This window comes from Actinocrinis sp., from assembly GCF_035650855.1.
Lineage (GTDB): Bacteria > Actinomycetota > Actinomycetes > Streptomycetales > Catenulisporaceae > Actinocrinis.
The window spans coordinates 1-16,497 of record NZ_DASRGV010000215.1; the positions used below are offsets into that span (position 1 = coordinate 1).

18 protein-coding genes are annotated in these 16,497 nt (G+C 69.4%); all 18 read left to right on the forward strand.

Annotated features, from left to right (window positions below; translation table 11 throughout):
* Window positions 1–621 (forward strand): diguanylate cyclase domain-containing protein (locus VFB40_RS15610; RefSeq protein ID WP_324851343.1); only part of this gene is annotated, 621 nt, incomplete at its 5' end.
* 255 nt (window positions 622–876) lie between these two features.
* Window positions 877–2,727 carry an acetolactate synthase large subunit gene (locus VFB40_RS15615; RefSeq protein WP_349261494.1) on the forward strand — a complete coding sequence of 617 codons (1,851 nt, stop codon included), beginning with the start codon at window positions 877–879 and terminating at the stop codon, window positions 2,725–2,727.
* A 15-nt stretch (window positions 2,728–2,742) separates the two neighbouring features.
* Complete coding sequence (ilvN, locus tag VFB40_RS15620) at window positions 2,743–3,309, forward strand: acetolactate synthase small subunit (protein WP_324843180.1); 567 nt, start codon at window positions 2,743–2,745, stop codon at window positions 3,307–3,309.
* A 55-nt stretch (window positions 3,310–3,364) separates the two neighbouring features.
* Window positions 3,365–4,366: a ketol-acid reductoisomerase gene (gene ilvC / locus VFB40_RS15625; RefSeq protein WP_324851345.1), complete on the forward strand. Its 1,002-nt coding sequence runs from the start codon at window positions 3,365–3,367 to the stop codon at window positions 4,364–4,366.
* Between the two features lie 107 nt (window positions 4,367–4,473).
* On the forward strand, window positions 4,474–6,249 hold the full coding sequence (locus VFB40_RS15630) for an ABC transporter family substrate-binding protein (RefSeq protein WP_324851347.1): 1,776 nt from the start codon (window positions 4,474–4,476) through the stop codon (window positions 6,247–6,249).
* Window positions 6,250–6,546: 297 nt separating this feature from the next.
* Window positions 6,547–8,133 carry a phosphoglycerate dehydrogenase gene (gene serA / locus VFB40_RS15635; RefSeq protein ID WP_324851349.1) on the forward strand — a complete coding sequence of 529 codons (1,587 nt, stop codon included), beginning with the start codon at window positions 6,547–6,549 and terminating at the stop codon, window positions 8,131–8,133.
* Window positions 8,134–8,777: 644 nt separating this feature from the next.
* Window positions 8,778–9,992, forward strand: coding sequence for a 3-isopropylmalate dehydrogenase (locus VFB40_RS15640; RefSeq protein ID WP_324851351.1), 1,215 nt, complete (start codon window positions 8,778–8,780; stop codon window positions 9,990–9,992).
* 163 nt (window positions 9,993–10,155) lie between these two features.
* Window positions 10,156–11,259, forward strand: coding sequence for a branched-chain amino acid aminotransferase (locus VFB40_RS15645; protein WP_324851353.1), 1,104 nt, complete (start codon window positions 10,156–10,158; stop codon window positions 11,257–11,259).
* Window positions 11,260–11,471: 212 nt separating this feature from the next.
* Window positions 11,472–12,116 carry a hypothetical protein gene (locus VFB40_RS15650; RefSeq protein ID WP_324851355.1) on the forward strand — a complete coding sequence of 215 codons (645 nt, stop codon included), beginning with the start codon at window positions 11,472–11,474 and terminating at the stop codon, window positions 12,114–12,116.
* A 5-nt stretch (window positions 12,117–12,121) separates the two neighbouring features.
* Window positions 12,122–13,084, forward strand: coding sequence for an SRPBCC family protein (locus tag VFB40_RS15655; protein ID WP_324851357.1), 963 nt, complete (start codon window positions 12,122–12,124; stop codon window positions 13,082–13,084).
* A complete protein-coding gene (gvpJ, locus tag VFB40_RS15660; RefSeq protein WP_324851358.1) occupies window positions 13,081–13,491 on the forward strand; it encodes a gas vesicle protein GvpJ in 411 nt (136 codons plus the stop codon). The genes VFB40_RS15655 and gvpJ (VFB40_RS15660) overlap by 4 nt, the downstream gene beginning before the upstream one ends.
* 2 nt (window positions 13,492–13,493) lie before the next feature.
* Window positions 13,494–14,285 carry a GvpL/GvpF family gas vesicle protein gene (locus VFB40_RS15665; RefSeq protein ID WP_324851360.1) on the forward strand — a complete coding sequence of 264 codons (792 nt, stop codon included), beginning with the start codon at window positions 13,494–13,496 and terminating at the stop codon, window positions 14,283–14,285.
* Window positions 14,286–14,287: 2 nt separating this feature from the next.
* Window positions 14,288–14,557 (forward strand): gas vesicle protein GvpG, encoded by a 270-nt coding sequence (locus tag VFB40_RS15670; RefSeq protein ID WP_324851362.1) that lies wholly within the window; start codon window positions 14,288–14,290, stop codon window positions 14,555–14,557.
* The gene (gene gvpO / locus VFB40_RS15675; RefSeq protein ID WP_324851365.1) at window positions 14,557–14,859 is read left to right on the forward strand and encodes a gas vesicle protein GvpO; all 303 of its coding nucleotides are present in this window, start codon (window positions 14,557–14,559) and stop codon (window positions 14,857–14,859) included. Before VFB40_RS15670 ends, gvpO begins: the two co-directional genes overlap by 1 nt.
* A 2-nt stretch (window positions 14,860–14,861) precedes the next feature.
* Window positions 14,862–15,233: a gas vesicle protein gene (gene gvpJ / locus VFB40_RS15680; protein ID WP_349261495.1), complete on the forward strand. Its 372-nt coding sequence runs from the start codon at window positions 14,862–14,864 to the stop codon at window positions 15,231–15,233.
* A gap of 16 nt (window positions 15,234–15,249) precedes the next feature.
* A complete protein-coding gene (locus VFB40_RS15685; RefSeq protein WP_324851373.1) occupies window positions 15,250–16,032 on the forward strand; it encodes a GvpL/GvpF family gas vesicle protein in 783 nt (260 codons plus the stop codon).
* Window positions 16,025–16,219, forward strand: a complete 195-nt coding sequence (gene gvpJ, locus VFB40_RS15690) for a gas vesicle protein GvpJ (RefSeq protein WP_324851369.1) — start codon at window positions 16,025–16,027, stop codon at window positions 16,217–16,219. Before VFB40_RS15685 ends, gvpJ (VFB40_RS15690) begins: the two co-directional genes overlap by 8 nt.
* Window positions 16,219–16,497 (forward strand): gas vesicle protein K (gvpK, locus tag VFB40_RS15695; protein ID WP_324851371.1); only part of this gene is annotated, 279 nt, incomplete at its 3' end. The genes gvpJ (VFB40_RS15690) and gvpK, both read left to right, overlap by 1 nt.

The window sequence follows — 16,497 nt, forward strand, 5'->3', positions numbered from 1 at the left end:
CTGGAGCAGGCGCTGTCGCAGCCCCCTGCGCTTGCCGCTCCGCCGCCTTACCCCGGCGCGGCCGCGCCAGCGCCGAGCCCGGCGCCCATGCATCCCGTCGCGGTGCTCTTTCTCGACCTCGACTGGTTCAAGGAGGTCAACGACGCCGGCGGGCACGCCGCCGGAGACGCGCTGCTGACCGAGGTGGCCGCCCGGCTGCGCGGATCGGTACGGGCCGGGGACACCGTAGCTCGGTTCGGCGGCGACGAATTCGCCGCGCTGGTGCAGTGCGGGCCGGACGGCCAGGTGGCGCGCGAGGTGGCCGTTCGACTGCACGAGGCGCTGACCCGGCCGTACCTGCTGCTCGGCTCCCGCTTCGTGGTCGGCGCGTCGATCGGCGTCGCCTTCTGGCGGTCCGGGGTGACGGCGGCGGACCTGATGCGCGAGGCGGATCTGGCGATGTACGAGGCGAAGGCGGGAGGGAAGGGCCGCGTGGTGATCTACCAGCCCGCGGTCGGCGCCGCCGCGCACCCCCGTCCTCATCCCGACCCGCACGCGCCCGATCCGCTTTCGAGTGGTGCGCCGTCCAATGGAGAGGTGTCCAATAGAAGCCTGTCCAATGGAGTCGCGGGAAAGCTCTGAGATCGCCATGTCCGGATTACGAGACAGCCAGTGGCCCGGCTTGACGCGGCCGGTGCGGTCGCGAGAGTGTCTAGCCCATGCGGATTGCCTTCTGCCACCTACGCGAGCTCGTACTCGGCCAGCGCGCCGGCTGAAGCCCCAAGGCTCCACGCCAGCGCGCATCCCTCGGCTGCCCTCACGGGCCGGGGGATTTTTTGTTGGCCAAGCAGATGTGTCCCGGGCGGCGGCCCGGACCGAGCGAGAGAAGTCCAGACCATGACCGAGCAGGCCAGGGCGGCGGCCCCGGGTTCCCAGCCAAACAGCCACGGCTCGCAGCGCGCCGCGACCGCCGGCGTCCCGATGACCGGTGCGCAGGCTCTCATCCGCGCCCTCGAGGAAGCGGGCGTCGACACGATCTTCGGCTACCCCGGCGGTGCCATCCTGCCCGCCTACGACCCGCTGCTCGACTCGGCCAAGCTCCGGCACGTCCTGGTCAGGCACGAGCAGGGCGCGGGGCACGCCGCCACCGGCTACGCTCAGGCCACCGGCCGGGTCGGGGTGTGCATGGCCACCTCGGGACCGGGCGCGACCAACCTGGTCACCCCGATCGCCGACGCGCACATGGACTCGGTCCCGATGGTGGCCATCACCGGCCAGGTCGCCTCCGGGTCGATCGGCACCGACGCCTTCCAGGAGGCGGACATCTGCGGCATCACCATGCCGATCACCAAGCACAACTTCCTGGTCACCCGGCCGGAGGACATCGCGCGCACGATCGCCGAGGCCTTCCACATCGCCTCCACCGGGCGCCCGGGCCCGGTGCTCGTGGACATCGCCAAGGACGCGATGCAGGCCACCACCGCCTTCCGCTGGCCGGTCGAGATGGACCTGCCGGGTTACCGCCCGGTGTCCAAGCCGCACGCCAAGCAGATCCGCGAGGCCGCGCGCATGATCGTCGAGTCCCGGCGGCCGGTGCTGTACGTCGGCGGCGGCGTGCTCAAGGCCCGCGCGACCGCGCAGCTGCGCGCCCTGGCCGAACTGACCGGCGCGCCCGTCGTCACCACCCTGATGGCCCGCGGCGCCTTCCCGGACAGCCACCGGCTGCACCTGGGGATGCCCGGCATGCACGGCACCGTGGCCGCGGTCACCGCGCTGCAGAAGTCTGATCTGATCATCGCGCTGGGCGCTCGCTTCGACGACCGGGTCACCGGCAAGCTCTCCTCCTTCGCCCCGGACGCGAAGGTCGTGCACGCCGACATCGACCCGGCGGAGATCTCCAAGAACCGGGTCGCCGACGTGCCGATCGTGGGTGACTGCGCCGAGGTGATAACGGACCTGGCGGTCGCGGTGCGCGCCGAGCACGCCGCCGGGCGCGTGGGCGACTACACGGCCTGGTGGTCGATGCTGGACGCCTGGCGCACCAAGTACCCGCTCGGCTACGAGACGGTGAAGGGCAGCCTGGCCCCGCAGTTCGTCATCGAGCGGATCGGCAAGATCGCCGGGCCCGACGCGATCTACACCGCGGGCGTCGGCCAGCACCAGATGTGGGCCGCGCAGTTCATCAACTACGAGAACCCGGGCACGTTCCTGAACTCCGGCGGCGCCGGGACGATGGGCTACGCGCTGCCCGCCGCGATGGGCGCCAAGGTCGGCCGCCCCGACACCACGGTCTGGGCGATCGACGGCGACGGCTGCTTCCAGATGACCAACCAGGAGCTGGCCACCTGCGTGATCAACGAGATCCCGATCAAGGTCGCGGTGATCAACAACGGCACGCTCGGCATGGTGCGCCAGTGGCAGACCCTGTTCTACAACCAGCGCTACTCGAACACGACCCTGGCCGCGGGTCCTGGCATCGAGCTCGGCGGCGGCGCCGAGCCGCGCCGGGTGCCGGACTTCGTGAAGCTGGCCGAGGCCTACGGCTGCGTCGGCCTGCGCTGCGACTCCCCAGACCAGGTGGACGCCACGATCGAGAAGGCGATGGCGATCAACGACGCGCCGGTCGTGGTGGACTTCGTGGTGCATCAGGACGCGATGGTGTGGCCGATGGTCCCGGCCGGCGTGTCCAATGACGAGATCCTGGCGGCGCGCGGCCAGCGCCCCGACTTCGGTGACGGCGAAGAGTAGTAGGGGAGCGGAGCGATGAGCATCCAGAATCACGCGTCGCACGGCGCGACAGGGCACGGCCAGACCCACACCCTCTCGGTGCTGGTCGAGAACAAGCCCGGCGTGCTCGCCCGAGTGGCGGCGCTGTTCTCCCGCCGCGGCTTCAACATCGAGTCCCTGGCCGTCGGGCCGACCGAGTACGCCGAGATCTCCCGGATCACCCTCGTGGTCAATGTGGAGGACCACCCGCTCGAGCAGGTGACCAAGCAGCTGAACAAGCTGGTCAACGTGCTCAAGATCGTGGAGCTCGAGCCGGCCGCCTCGGTGCACCGGGAGCTGATCCTGGTCAAGGTCCGCGCCGACGCCGCCGAGCGGCACCAGGTGCTGGCCACGATCGAGCCCTTCGGCGCCCGGGTCGTGGACGTCTCGGTGGACTCCCTGGTCGTCGAGAGCACCGGCGACTCGGCCAAACTGGAGGCGATGCTCCGGGTCCTCGAGCCGTTCGGGATCAAGGAGCTGGTCCAGTCCGGCATGGTCGCCATCGGCCGCGGCCCACGTTCCATCACCGACCGCACCCTGCGCTCCGTCGAGCGCGCAGCCTAAGCGGGCGCCGGACCCTGACCGGCGCCCTCCAGAGAGAAAGACGCGGATAGTCACCATGGCAGTTGAGATGTTCTACGAGGACGACGCCGACCTCTCGGTGATCCAGAACCGGCACGTCGCCATCCTCGGCTACGGCTCGCAGGGGCACGCGCACGCGCTCTCGCTGCGCGATTCCGGGGTGGACGTGCGGGTCGGCCTGCCGGAGACCTCGAAGTCGCGGGCCAAGGCGCAGGAGGAGGGCCTGCGCGTGGTCACCCCGTTCGAGGCCTGCGAAGAGGCCGACGTGATCATGATCCTGGTGCCGGACCCGGTGCAGCGCAAGGTGTACGAGGAGGCGGTGCTGCCGAACCTGGCCGACGGCGACGCGATCTTCTTCGGCCACGGCCTGAACATCCGCTACGGCCTGATCAAGCCGCCGGCGAACGTGGACGTGGCGATGGTCGCGCCCAAGGGCCCGGGCCACCTGGTGCGCCGTCAGTTCAACGACGGCTTCGGCGTGCCCTGTCTGGTCGCGGTCGAGCAGGACGCCTCCGGCAAGGCGCTGGAGCTTGCCCTGTCCTACGCGAAGGGCATCGGCGGCACCCGGGCCGGCGTCATCAAGACCACCTTCAAGGACGAGACCGAGACCGACCTGTTCGGCGAGCAGGTCGTGCTGTGCGGCGGCGTCGAGGAGCTGATCAAGGCCGGCTTCGAGACGCTCACCGAGGCGGGCTACGAGCCGGAGATCGCCTACTTCGAGTGCCTGCACGAGCTCAAGCTCATCGTGGACCTGATCTACGAGGGCGGCCTGAGCAAGATGAACTGGTCGATCTCGGAGACCGCGGAGTGGGGCGGCTACAAGACCGGCCCGCGCATCATCACCGACGCGACCCGCGCCGAGATGCGCAAGGTGCTCGCCGAGATCCAGTCCGGCCAGTTCACCGAGCAGTGGATCGCGGAGTACGACGGCGGCCTCAACGAGTTCAAGAAGTACTACGACGCCACCACGAACCACCCGGTCGAGCAGGTCGGCAAGCGGCTGCGCAAGCTCATGTCCTGGGTGAACACGGAAGCGTAGCCCGTGTCCCGGCGATCACCTGTTAGGCGGTAAGCCGGATTATCCTGCGCTCCTTCGCCCCATCTTCCGGTTAGGCAACTGACGGTCGGTGAGGCGAAGGAGCGTTCATGTTCCGGACGGCGGTGTGGCGGGCGGCGGCATGGCGGGCTACAGCATGGCGGGCGGCTGCTGGCTTGGTGCTCGCGTTGTGCCTGACGGCCTGCTCGGATTCCGGCCCCGGTAGCGCCGTCTCGGCCGACACCGACCTGGCCGGCACGGCCGCCGCGGACAGCATCAACAGCAGTTCCTCCGATAGTCACACCGGCGGGACGGTCACCTGGGCCATCTCAGCGCCTATCGACAACTGGAACCTGCTCACCCGTGCCGGCGACACCTTCGACGCCCATCAAGTGCTCGGGGCCGTCTATCCGAGCGCGTTCACGGTCAACCCGTCGTACACGGTCACTCTCAACTCGGACCTGCTCGATAGCGCGACACAGGCGTCCACCAGTCCGCAAACGGTCGTGTACCGCATCAAGCCGAGCGCAGCCTGGTCCGACGGTACGCCGATCACCGCCGACGATTTCGACTACGCCTGGCGAGCGCAGAGCGCGGATCCCGCCGCTGCGTCGACCGTCGGTTACAGCCGCATCGCGTCGATCACCGGATCCGACCACGGCAAGACCGTCACGGTGGTCTTCGCCAAGCCCTTCGCCGACTGGAAGTCGCTGTTCAGCGCGCTCTATCCAGCGCATGTCGCGAAGCAGCACGGCGACATCGCGGCCTCGTCAGCCTGGTTTGCCGCAAACCCGCCGACCGTCTCCGGAGGGCCGTTCTCGCTGGCCGCACTCTCCACTGATCACACATCGGTCACGCTCGACCGAAACGCGCACTACTACGGCCCGGCCGCGCAACTCGACAAGGTCGTCTTCCGCGTCGTCACCGGCCCTGCCCAGCAGGCGGCCGCGCTGCGCGACGGCACAGTAGACGGCATCTATCCACAGCCGCAGAGCGGCCTTATCGACACCATCAAGACGATGGGCGCCGCTGTGGCGTACCACGTCGACTCCGGGCTTGAGGTCGAGCACATCGACTTCAACCTCAAGAACGCGACGCTCGGCGGTAAGCCGTGGAGCAAGACTCTGCGCACCGCGATGTTCACCGCCTTCGACCGCGATGACGTGCTCGCCAAGACCATCCAGCGGATTCAGCCCGCCGCCGTCCCGCTCGACAATCGCATGCTGGTCCGAAACCAGGCTGGTTACCAGGACAATCTGACGAAGTACGGCCTCGGCACCGGCGATGCCGCACAGGCGCGTAAGTCGCTCACCGCCGCGGGCTTCACGAACGCCGCGCTCGGCGGCCGGCTGACCGCGCCGGACGGAACCGTCATCCCGGCGCTCTCACTGAAGTACCCGATGGGCAATCAGATCCGCCAGGCCGAAAGCGAACTGTTCGCGGCGGACGCGGCTCGCCTGGGGATCACCGTGAACGTGTCGCCGACCGACAACCTCGACGCCACGCTCGCGCAGACCGGCGGCATCTACCGCTACGACCTCATCGTGTACTCCTCGCTGGCCAGCGCGTTCCCGAGCTCCGCGGACCAGGCCGCGTATACGACCGGCGGGGCCGGCGACTTCGGCGGCTACTCGAACGCGCGAGTCGACCGATGGCTGAACGACGCGGCGCTGTCCAAAGATCAGGGGGCGTCGTCTCAGAGCGGGGTCACCGACTACCTCAACAAGGCCGACGATCAGATCAGTCAGGACGCGTACTCGCTGCCGATCTTCCAGTGGCCGGCGCTCATCGCCTTCTCGCCGAAGCTCGGCAATGTCCGCGACAACGTCACTGAGCTTGGTCCGACGTACAACCTCCGCCAGTGGACGTGGGTTCGTCCGGCCTGAGCTGGATCAACGGATCTCCGGCGCACAGGCCGCTCGAGCAGTGCTCGCGCCTGCGTGCTGCGTGATCTTCCGCATCCTGAGACGGTCAGTATGTCCCCGTTTCGGGGCCTCGATTCTGGGCGCCGAATCTGTACCATGGCCCGTGAGCGGCTGTACGACACCTGGCGTTAACACAGACATCCCGCGTTAACGCAATCGTGCAGTGCCGCGTCATCCTGCCAGGACCACAGCGTGGTGGACCCGGGCGCAATTCCGTTACTCGTTTACTTGCTGACGGACGACCGGAGGAATCCCCCCGTGCCCAAGCCTGTGGTTCTCATCGCCGAAGAGCTCAGCCCCGCGACCGTCGAGGCGCTCGGCCCCGACTTCGAGGTCCGGTACTGCGACGGCGCCGACCGGGCTCAACTGCTGCCCGCCATCGCCGACGTGGACGCGATCCTGGTGCGCTCGGCCACCCAGGTCGACGCCGAGGCGATCGCCGCGGCCACCAAGCTGCGCGTGATCGCCCGCGCCGGCGTCGGCCTCGACAACGTGGACATCCAGGCCGCGACCAAGGCCGGCGCCATGGTCGTCAACGCCCCCACCTCGAACATCACCTCGGCCGCCGAGCTCACCATCGCCCTGATCCTGGCCAGCGCGCGCAACGTCGCGAGCGCGAACGCCGCGCTCAAGGGCGGCAAGTGGGCCCGCTCGAAGTACACCGGCATCGAGCTGGACGGCAAGACGGTCGGCATCGTCGGCCTCGGCCGGATCGGCGCGCTGGTGGCCGCGCGGCTGCTCCCGTTCGGCGTGAAGCTGCTGGCCTACGACCCGTACGTGCAGGCCGGCAAGGCCGCGCAGATCGGCGCGCAGCTGGTCACCCTGGACGAGCTGCTGGCCGCCTCCGACTTCATCACGGTGCACATGCCGAAGACCCCCGAGACGATCGGCCTGATCGGCGAGGAGGCGCTGCGCAAGGTCAAGCCGACCGCGCGGATCATCAACGTGGCCCGCGGCGGCCTTGTCGACGAGACCGCGCTGGCGGCCGCGATCAAGGAGGGCCGGGTCGCCGGCGCCGGCATCGACGTCTACGCGAAGGAGCCGTGCACCGACTCCCCGCTGTTCGAGCTCGACTCGGTGGTGGTGACCCCGCACCTGGGTGCCTCCACCGACGAGGCGCAGGAGAAGGCCGGCATCGCGGTGGCCCGCTCGGTACGCCAGGCGCTGGCCGGCGAGCTGGTTCCGGACGCGGTCAACGTGCAGGGCGGCACCATCGCCGAGGACGTGCGCCCGGGTCTGCCGCTGGCCGAGAGCCTCGGACGGCTGTTCACCGGGCTGGCCGGCGGCGGCGCGCAGCAGCTCGACGTGATCGTGGCCGGCGAGATCACCCAGCACGACGTGAAGGTGCTGGAGCTCTCCGCGCTCAAGGGCGTCTTCGCGGACGTCGTCGAGGGCTCGGTCTCCTACGTCAACGCCCCGCTGCTCGCGCAGGAGCGCGGCCTCGAGGTGCGGCTGACCACGACTTCCGAGTCCCCGGACTACCGCAACGTGGTCACCGTGCGCGGAACGCTGGCCAGCGGCGAGGTGGTCTCGGTCTCCGGCACGCTGTCCGGACCCCGGCACGTCGAGAAGATCGTCGACGTCAACGGCTTCACCGTGGACCTGCCGCTGCACGAGCACTTCGCGTTCTTCCAGTACGTGGACCGACCCGGCGTGGTCGGCCTGGTCGGCGGGCTGCTCGGCGAGTCGCACATCAACATCGCCGGGATGCAGGTCTCCCGCTCCGCGAAGGGCGGCGAGACGCTGATCGCGCTGACCGTGGACTCCGCGATCCCGGCCGAGGTGCTGGCCGAGATCTCCGACGCCATCGGCGCCACCTGGGGCCGGGCGGTCTCGCTCCCGTAGCGGGCCGCTGGGCGGTCGCTGGATTTCAGCCGCAGCCCCCGTCCGGAAACACCGGGCGGGGGCTGCGGCTTTGCCATGGCCCGGCATAAGCGGGACGCAAGCAGGTCAGCGGAGAGTAGGCGGCAAGGCACGGTACGTCTCCGTCTCAGATAGTAGGACGTCCGAGCATTACGCGAGACAAGCGCCGCTCGAGTCGGTACCGTGAATTGCTAGGACTTCCGAGTATCGGCGCCACACCCCGCGCCGTACCGGATCCGGCAGGATCGCGTCTTCGGCCACAAGCCAGGCGTGTCCGTACCCAGTGCGGCAGGAAAAGCATCCGCCGGCAGCACTCACCTCCGGCCAGGGACGGAACACGATGTACGAGCACGAGGACGGCTATCGCACCCGCGCCTCGCAGAGTCCGCAGGAAACGCCCGCGGACGAGCGTGACGCACGGGCACAGGCACGGCGAGCGTTGCAGGACGCTTACGACTGGCGGGACGACGAGTCCCGGGCGTCGTCGGCGACGGCTACCAGCTCCGCCACGACTTCTCCGACTACGGCTGCACGCGCCGCGGCCCGGCGCAACCGGCGCGAGGTAACCCGGTCCATATCGCGGACGGTCGGTGTTTGAGTCGCGAGACGCGCGTTAGGCTCGTCGCATGGTCTCCAGCACAGCGTCGTCTGAGCCGGCTTTCTCCCAAAGCGCCGTGCCGTCTGAGTCGGTGTCCTCGCCGAATTCCGCCCGGCCGGACTCGACCGAGTCCGAAGCCACCCGCTCCGCGATCGACCTCGCCGTCATCGGCGGCGACGGCATCGGCCCCGAAGTCACCGCCGAGGCGCTGAAGGTCCTGCGGGCCGCACTGCCCGGCTCGGTCAAGCTCGAGACCACCGAGTACGACTTGGGCGCGAAGCACTGGCACGCCACCGGGGAGACCCTGACCGACGCGACGTTGGAGCGGCTGCGCGGACACGACGCGATCCTGCTCGGCGCGGTCGGCGACCCGACCGTCCCGTCCGGGGTGCTTGAGCGAGGACTGCTGCTGCGCCTGCGCTTCGCCTTCGACCACTACGTGAACCTGCGGCCGTCCAAGCTGCTGCCGGGCGTGACCGGCCCGCTGCGCAGCGAGGCGCCCATCGACTTCGTGGTCGTGCGCGAGGGCACCGAGGGCCCCTACACCGGCAACGGCGGCTCGCTGCGCACCGGCACCCCGCAGGAAGTGGCCACCGAGGTCTCGGTGAACACCGCCTTCGGCATCGAGCGCGTGGTGCGCGACGCCTTCGCCCGCGCCGCCGCCCGGCCCCGCAAGAAGCTCACCCTGGTGCACAAGAACAACGTGCTGGTGTACGCCGGCCACCTGTGGAAGCGGATCTTCGACGCCGTCGCGGCCGAATACCCGCAGGTCGCCACGGACTACCTGCACGTGGACGCGGCGACCATCTTCCTGACCACCGCGCCCGAGCGCTTCGACGTGATCGTCACCGACAACCTGTTCGGCGACATCATCACGGACCTGGCCGCGGCCGTCACCGGCGGCATCGGCCTGGCCGCCTCCGGGAACATCAACCCGGACGGGGCCTTCCCCTCGATGTTCGAGCCGGTACACGGCTCCGCGCCGGACATCGCCGGCACCGGAAAGGCCGACCCCACGGCCGCGATCCTCTCCGGCGCCCTGCTGCTGCGCCACCTGGCCGCGCACGGCTTCGGCTCCACGCTGCAGGACGCGGCCGCCGCGATCGAGGCGGCCGCCGAGTCGGACCTCGCCGAGCGCGCCACGCTCACCGCGCGTACCACCGCGCAGATCGGCGACGCGATCGCCGAGCGAGTAGGCGCTGTGTCGAACAGCGCAGCCGACGTAGCGAACGTAGGCAGGTGAGACGGTAGTCGTATTGGGTTACCGTCTCACTAGGCGAGAAAAGTCAGTGTGACGGCCCAGTGCAAGCTTCTCCCTTGGGCAGCCCTTCCCGGGCGGTGCCTCCCTCGGGGGGCCGTCACGGTCAGCACCGACCGCACCGGCCCCCAGAAGAGGAAGACCAGCGATGACGACCACCATCGAGCTCAAGCCGACCAGCGAGCCGCTCGCCGACGCCCAACGCGCCGCGATTCTCGACGGCGATCCCGGCTTCGGCCGGTACTTCACCGACCACATGATCACCGTGAAGTACACGGCCGGCCGCGGCTGGCATGACGCCGAGCTGCGCCCCTATGGTCCGATCGAGCTCGATCCGGCCACGGCCGCGCTGCACTACGGCCAGGAGATCTTCGAGGGGCTGAAGGCGTACCGCCAGCAGGACGGCACGATCGCCTCCTTCCGCCCGCAGTCGAACGCCGCGCGCCTCAACCGCTCCGCCCGCCGCATGGGCATGCCGGAGCTGCCCGAGGAGCTGTTCATCGGCGCGATCGACGCGCTGGTCAAGCAGGACGCCGCCTGGGTGCCCGACGACCCGGAGAAGTCGCTGTACCTGCGCCCGTTCATGTTCGCGACCGAGACCGGACTCGGCGTGAACCGGCCGGCCGGCGAGTACCTGTTCATGCTCATCGCCTCCCCGGCCGGGGCCTACTTCAGCGGCGGGGTCAAGCCGGTGAAGGTCTGGCTGTGCGAGGACTACGTGCGCGCCGCGCCCGGCGGCACCGGCGAGGCCAAGTGCGCCGGCAACTACGCCGCCTCGTTCATGGCGCAGGCACAGGCCGTGCAAGAGGGCTGCGACCAGGTGTGCTGGCTGGATGCGATCGAGCGCAAGTACGTCGAGGAGATGGGCTCCAACAACCTGTTCTTCGTGTACGGCTCCGGCGACGACGCGCGCCTGTTCACCCCCGGACTGTCCGGCTCGCTGCTGCCCGGCATCACCCGCGACTCGCTGCTCCAGGCCGCGGCCGACCTCGGCATCCCGGCCGAGGAGGGACGCATCTCGGTCGAGCAGTGGCGCGCTGACGCCACGTCGGGCGCGATGACCGAGGTGTTCGGCTGCGGTACGGCGGCGGTCGTCACGCCGATCGGCAGCGTCAAGTCGAAGAACGACGCGTTCACGATCGCCGACGGCACCCCAGGTTCGGTCACGTTGCGCCTTAGGGAGCATCTTCTCGGCATTCAGCGCGGCGTCGTCGAGGACAAGCACGGCTGGCTTTACAAGATCGAGGTCTGACGCGATCATCGCGCGACGGCGAAGAAGTCCCTGTGGCGACACAGGGACTTCTTTGTTGTCCGGGGTGGTCCGATGATTCCGTGTTAAGGGTGCGATAGTCCTGCTGCGCCCTTTTCATGCGTTTATATGAAGCACCGTCAGATTTCAACCCGTTTACGCTTCCGCTGCGGGGAAAGCCGTGGGGCCTCAGCACAGGCACAGGAGGCCGCACGATGAAAGGCGGAACCAGGGTCGCGGCGGGGGTGGCGGCCGGCTATTTGATGGGGCGCACGAAGAAGATGAAGCTCGCGCTCATGGTCACGGCGGCGGGAGTCACCGGCGGTCTGGCCAAGTCGCCGGGCGGGCTGGCCCGGCGCGCGGTCGGCGGGCTCGGGGCGTCCGGTCCGGTCGAGAGCCTGATGGGCACCGTGCGCGGCGAGCTCAAGTCGGCGGCTACGGCCGCGGCGACTCGCCGCATCGACGCGCTGACCGAACGGCTTTCCGGCAGTTCGGGCGCCGGCGAGGACGATGCCGAGCAGGAGCAGCCGGAGGAGGAAAAGCCGGAGGAGGGAGAGCCGAAGCAGGGCCGGGGCCGCGGGCGAAAGCAGCAGGCCGCGGAAAGCCGGGGCAGGCGACGGGATCGGGACGACGACTCCGAGCAGGACTCGGAGCCTGAGCAGGAATCCGAGCAAGATTCCGAGCCCGAGCAAGATTCCGAGCCCGAGCCGTACCGGCCGGTCAAGCGGCGCCGTGCCGAGCCCGCCCAACGGCGCACCACCGCTGCGGAACCTCGTGGCGAGGCTTCGCGCACCGCGCGTCGGCCGTCGCGTGCCGCCAGCGGAACAAGCGGCACGACCGAACGCCGGACGCGGAGGTGACTGCCATGGCCACCAAGACAGCCGAAGGCGCGACGCGGGCATCTGAAGCAGCGCAGCCCGCAGACCAGCTTCGCGAGTCGGTTCAGCACCTGGTCAACGCGCTCACACAGCGGGCGCTCTCCAACATCACCGACAAGGTGGGCAGCACGGTCGAGAAGCTGGGCGACGCCGCCACCGGTTCGGACGGCGCGCAAGCCGTCGCGGCCGTCGGCGCCAAGGCACTCAAGGCCGCGCCGTCAGCCGCGCTCAGCGCCGGCGTGGAGGGCACCAAGAACAAGCTCAAAGAGGCCGGCGGCGGCGTGATGGAGGCGCTGACCTCGGGCCGCAAGTCCGCCGGCAAGGGCGGCCACGCGAAGATCACCAACATCGTGGAGTCCGTGGAGATCGGTGCCCCGATCGATGTGGTCTACGACCAGTGGACGCAGTTCGGCGACTTCCCCTCCTTCATGAAGAAGGTCGAGCGCGTCGAACAGGTCGCGGACGAGAAGCTGACCTGGAAAGCCCAGGTGTTCTTGTCACACCGCACCTGGGAGTCCACCATCCGCGAGCAGGTGCCCGACGAGCGGATCGTGTGGCGGTCCAAGGGCGACAAGGGGTACGTGGACGGCGCGGTGACCTTCCACGAACTCGCCCCAGACCTCACGAAGGTCATCGTGGTGCTCGAATACCACCCGCAGGGGCTCTTCGAGCGCACCGGAAATCTGTGGCGGGCCCAGGGCCGCAGGGTGCGGCTGGAACTCAAGCACTTCCAACGGCACGTCATGACGCACACCCTGCTGCACCCAGACGAGTTGGAAGGCTGGCGCGGCGAGATCCGGGACGGCCAAGTCGTGTCCGAGCACGGCGGCGACGAGGGTGAGCAGGGCGACGACGAGCGAGACCAGGAGCAGTACGAGGACGAGGACGACTACGAGCCTGAGGAGGGGGACGAGGACGAGGAGGACGACGGCGAGGAGGAGCGCTCATGACCGTGCAACCGGCAGGAGGCAGCCTTGATCGGCCGAACGCGAGCAGCTTGGCCGACGTCGTCGACACGATTCTCGACAAGGGCCTGGTCGTCGACGCGTACGTGCGGGTGTCGCTGGTAGGCATCGAACTGCTGACGATCGACGCGCGCGTGGTGATCGCAAGCGTCGACACCTATCTGCGGTTCGCCGAGGCCGTCAACCGCCTCGACCTGAGCGAAGGTCAGCAGCACGGCCTTCCGGACCTGCTCGAGGACGTCAACAAGGGCGGCGCCAAGTCGCGCACCTCCGGCGCCCTCGAGGCGGCCGGGGAGAAGTTGAGCGGCCTGCTGAACGGCGACTCCGGCGGCGAGGACGACGAGGACGACGAGTACGAACGCGAGCCCGCGCACCGTGACAGGAGGCGATGAGCATGACCGCCGCGAGCGCCGAACGATCGACCGGACCGGACGTGCAGACGGCGATCTACGTCTACGGAATCGCCCCGGCGGACGTGGAGACCACCGAGCAGGCGCGCGGTGTGGGCGATCCGCCGGCCGGCATCGAGGTGATCGCACACGACGACGTCGCGGCGCTGGTCAGCGAGATCCCGGTGGACCGCGGACTCGGCACGCCGGAGGACTTCGCGGCGCACGCCCGGCTGCTCGACGCCACCGCGGCGGCGATGCCGGTGCTGCCGCTGCGCTTCGGCGCCGTGCTCGCCGACCGGCAGGCGGTCACCGACGAGCTGCTGGCCCCGAACCACGACGATTTCGCGCAGGCGCTGCGTCTGCTGGAGGGCCGCGAGGAGTACGTCGTCAAGGGCCGATACGAGGAAAGCGCGATCCTGCGCGAGGTGCTCGGCGAGAACGAGGAAGCCGAGCGGCTGAGGCAGGCGATCGAGGGCGCGCCCGACGACGCCACACGCAACGAGCGCATCCGGCTCGGCGAGATCGTGACGCAGGCGGTGGCGGCCAAGCGCGAACGCGATACTGCGGCACTGATCGAGGCGCTGCGACCGTTGGGGTGCGACGCCGCTTTGCGGGAGGCGACCCACGAGCGCGATGCGGTCTACGTCGCCTACCTCGTCGATACGGACAAGCGGGATGCGTTCCGGCAGGCGGTCGATGACTGGGCCGAGCCGCACCGCGGCCGTATCGGCGTCCGGGTGCTGGGGCCGATGGCGGCTTATGACTTCGTCATCAGCCGAGGTCCCGAGGGATAGCCATGGGCTTGCTGTCATGGACGGTCGGTCTGCCGCTGGCGCCGTTGCGCGGGGTGATCGGGATCAGCCGCGTGATCCAGCGTCAGGTCGAGGCCGAACTGCGTGACCCGGCCTCGGTGCGGCGCCGCCTCGAAGCAGTCGATGAGGAGCTCAGGCAAGGACGCATCGACGCGGACGAGGCGGCGCGGCGGCAGCAGGCGATCACGGGGGCGATAGTGCGGCCGCATGCCGCCGAAGCGGCGGTGCGAGAGCCGGAGGAGAGTGAGCGGTGATGGCGCAGCGCAACGCGCAGAAACAGGAGACAGACGCTCGAGAGGCGGCCGCCGCCGCGCTCGACATCATCGGCTCGATGGTCGGCAAGGAGGCACTCGGCGTCACCTCGCTGGAGCCGACCGAGGAGGGCTGGCTGGTCGGCGTCGAGGTCCTGGAACACGCCAGGCTGCCGCGCACCTCGGACATCCTCGGCTTGTACGAGGTCGAGATCGACCTGGACGGCGGCGTGATCTCCTATCGCCGCGCGCGCCGCTACCTGCGTGCCACCACCGGCGACGAGCAGCGGGGGACGGCGCCGTGACGCTGCCTCAAGAGCAACTCACGGCCGGCTCCGTCGGCGGCCAAGTCCAGTCAGGCGACCGGGCCGCGAGCCTGGGCGACATCCTGGAGCGGGTCCTGGACAAGGGTCTGGTCATCGCGGGTGACATCAGGGTGAACCTGCTCGACATCGAGCTGCTCACCATCAAGTTGCGCCTGGTGATCGCGTCGCTGGAGACCGCGAAGGAGGTGGGGATCGACTGGTGGGAGCGCGACCCATGGCTGCGCGGCGAGGACAGGCGAGCGCTGGACGACGGTCAGCGCCGAGAGCTCACGGCGGAGAGCGCGCAGCATCCGGAAGGGGAGGCTGAGCAACCCGATCCGCAAAAGGCAGGACGGGGCGAAGGTCATGCGTGACGATCACGTTGTATGGATGTACGCGGTAACGCGCGAGGACGGATGCGGTATGCCGCCATCCGTGCTCGGCGTCGCCGGCGAGAACGTGCGCGTCCTGGTCGAGGGATCGCTGACCGCTCTCGTCGGCAGCGTCGACTCGCGGCGGTTCGGACCTGAGGCGCTGGCAGGCAACCTGGAAGACCTGGACTGGCTTGCCGATAAGGCACGCATCCATGACGCGGTCGTGGCAGCCGTGGCCGCGAGCGGTCCCGTCGTGCCGCTGCGTTTGGCGACCTTGTTCAGCAGCGACGACGGCGTACGCGAGCTGCTGCGCCACCGAGGCGACGAATTCCGGCGCGCGCTCGATGCCGTCACCGGCCGCACGGAATGGGGCGTGAAGGCCTACGTCGATCCGGAGTCAATAGCCGACTCCCTGAGCGCGCAGCGCGGGCAAGGCGCAGGAGAGACCACGCAGCGCGGGCAAGGCGCCGGGAGTGCCTATCTGCTGCGCCGCCGCGCCCAGTTGGCGGCCAGAGAGTCCGCGGAAAGCACCGCCACGGCCTGGAGCCGTCACATCCACGCCCAGCTGCGTGAGGTATGCGCGGCGAGCCGCCTGCACCCGGCGCAGGACCCTCGGCTGACCGGCCGAAACGACTGGATGATCCTCAACGCCGCATACCTCGTCGACCAGGAGCGCACCGAGCCGTTCCATGCCCTCGTCCAGCAGTTCACCGAGTGGCAGGAGGGCCTGAACGTGGAGCTCACCGGCCCGTGGCCCCCGTACTCGTTCGCAGCCGCGCCGGGGGACCGCCATGACTGACAGTCCGGTCGCGGCGCGCCAGACCTCGCTGGTAGACCTGCTCGACCGCGTCTTGTCTGGTGGAGTGGTGGTCGCCGGCGAGGTGACGTTGTGCGTCGCAGACGTCGAACTCGTCCAGATATCGCTGCGGCTCCTGCTGTCGTCGGTCAGCGCGCTCGCGGCCCGAACCGACGCGGAGGTGCGGTGATGGACCTGCGTGCGCGCATCGACGCGGACCAGGAGAACGTGGAGCGCTCGCTCGTGGCGCTGGTGCTCACCCTGGTCGAGGCGCTGCGCCAGCTCATGGAACGCCAGGCGGTACGCCGCCTCGACGCCCACGACCTCACCGACGAGCAGATCGAGCGCATCGGCGGAACGCTCCTGGCCCTGGAGATCCGCATGACCCAGCTGCGCGAGCACTTCGGCCTGAAGCCGGAGGACCTCAACATCGACCTGGGGCCGCTCGGGAAGCTGCTGCCCGATCCC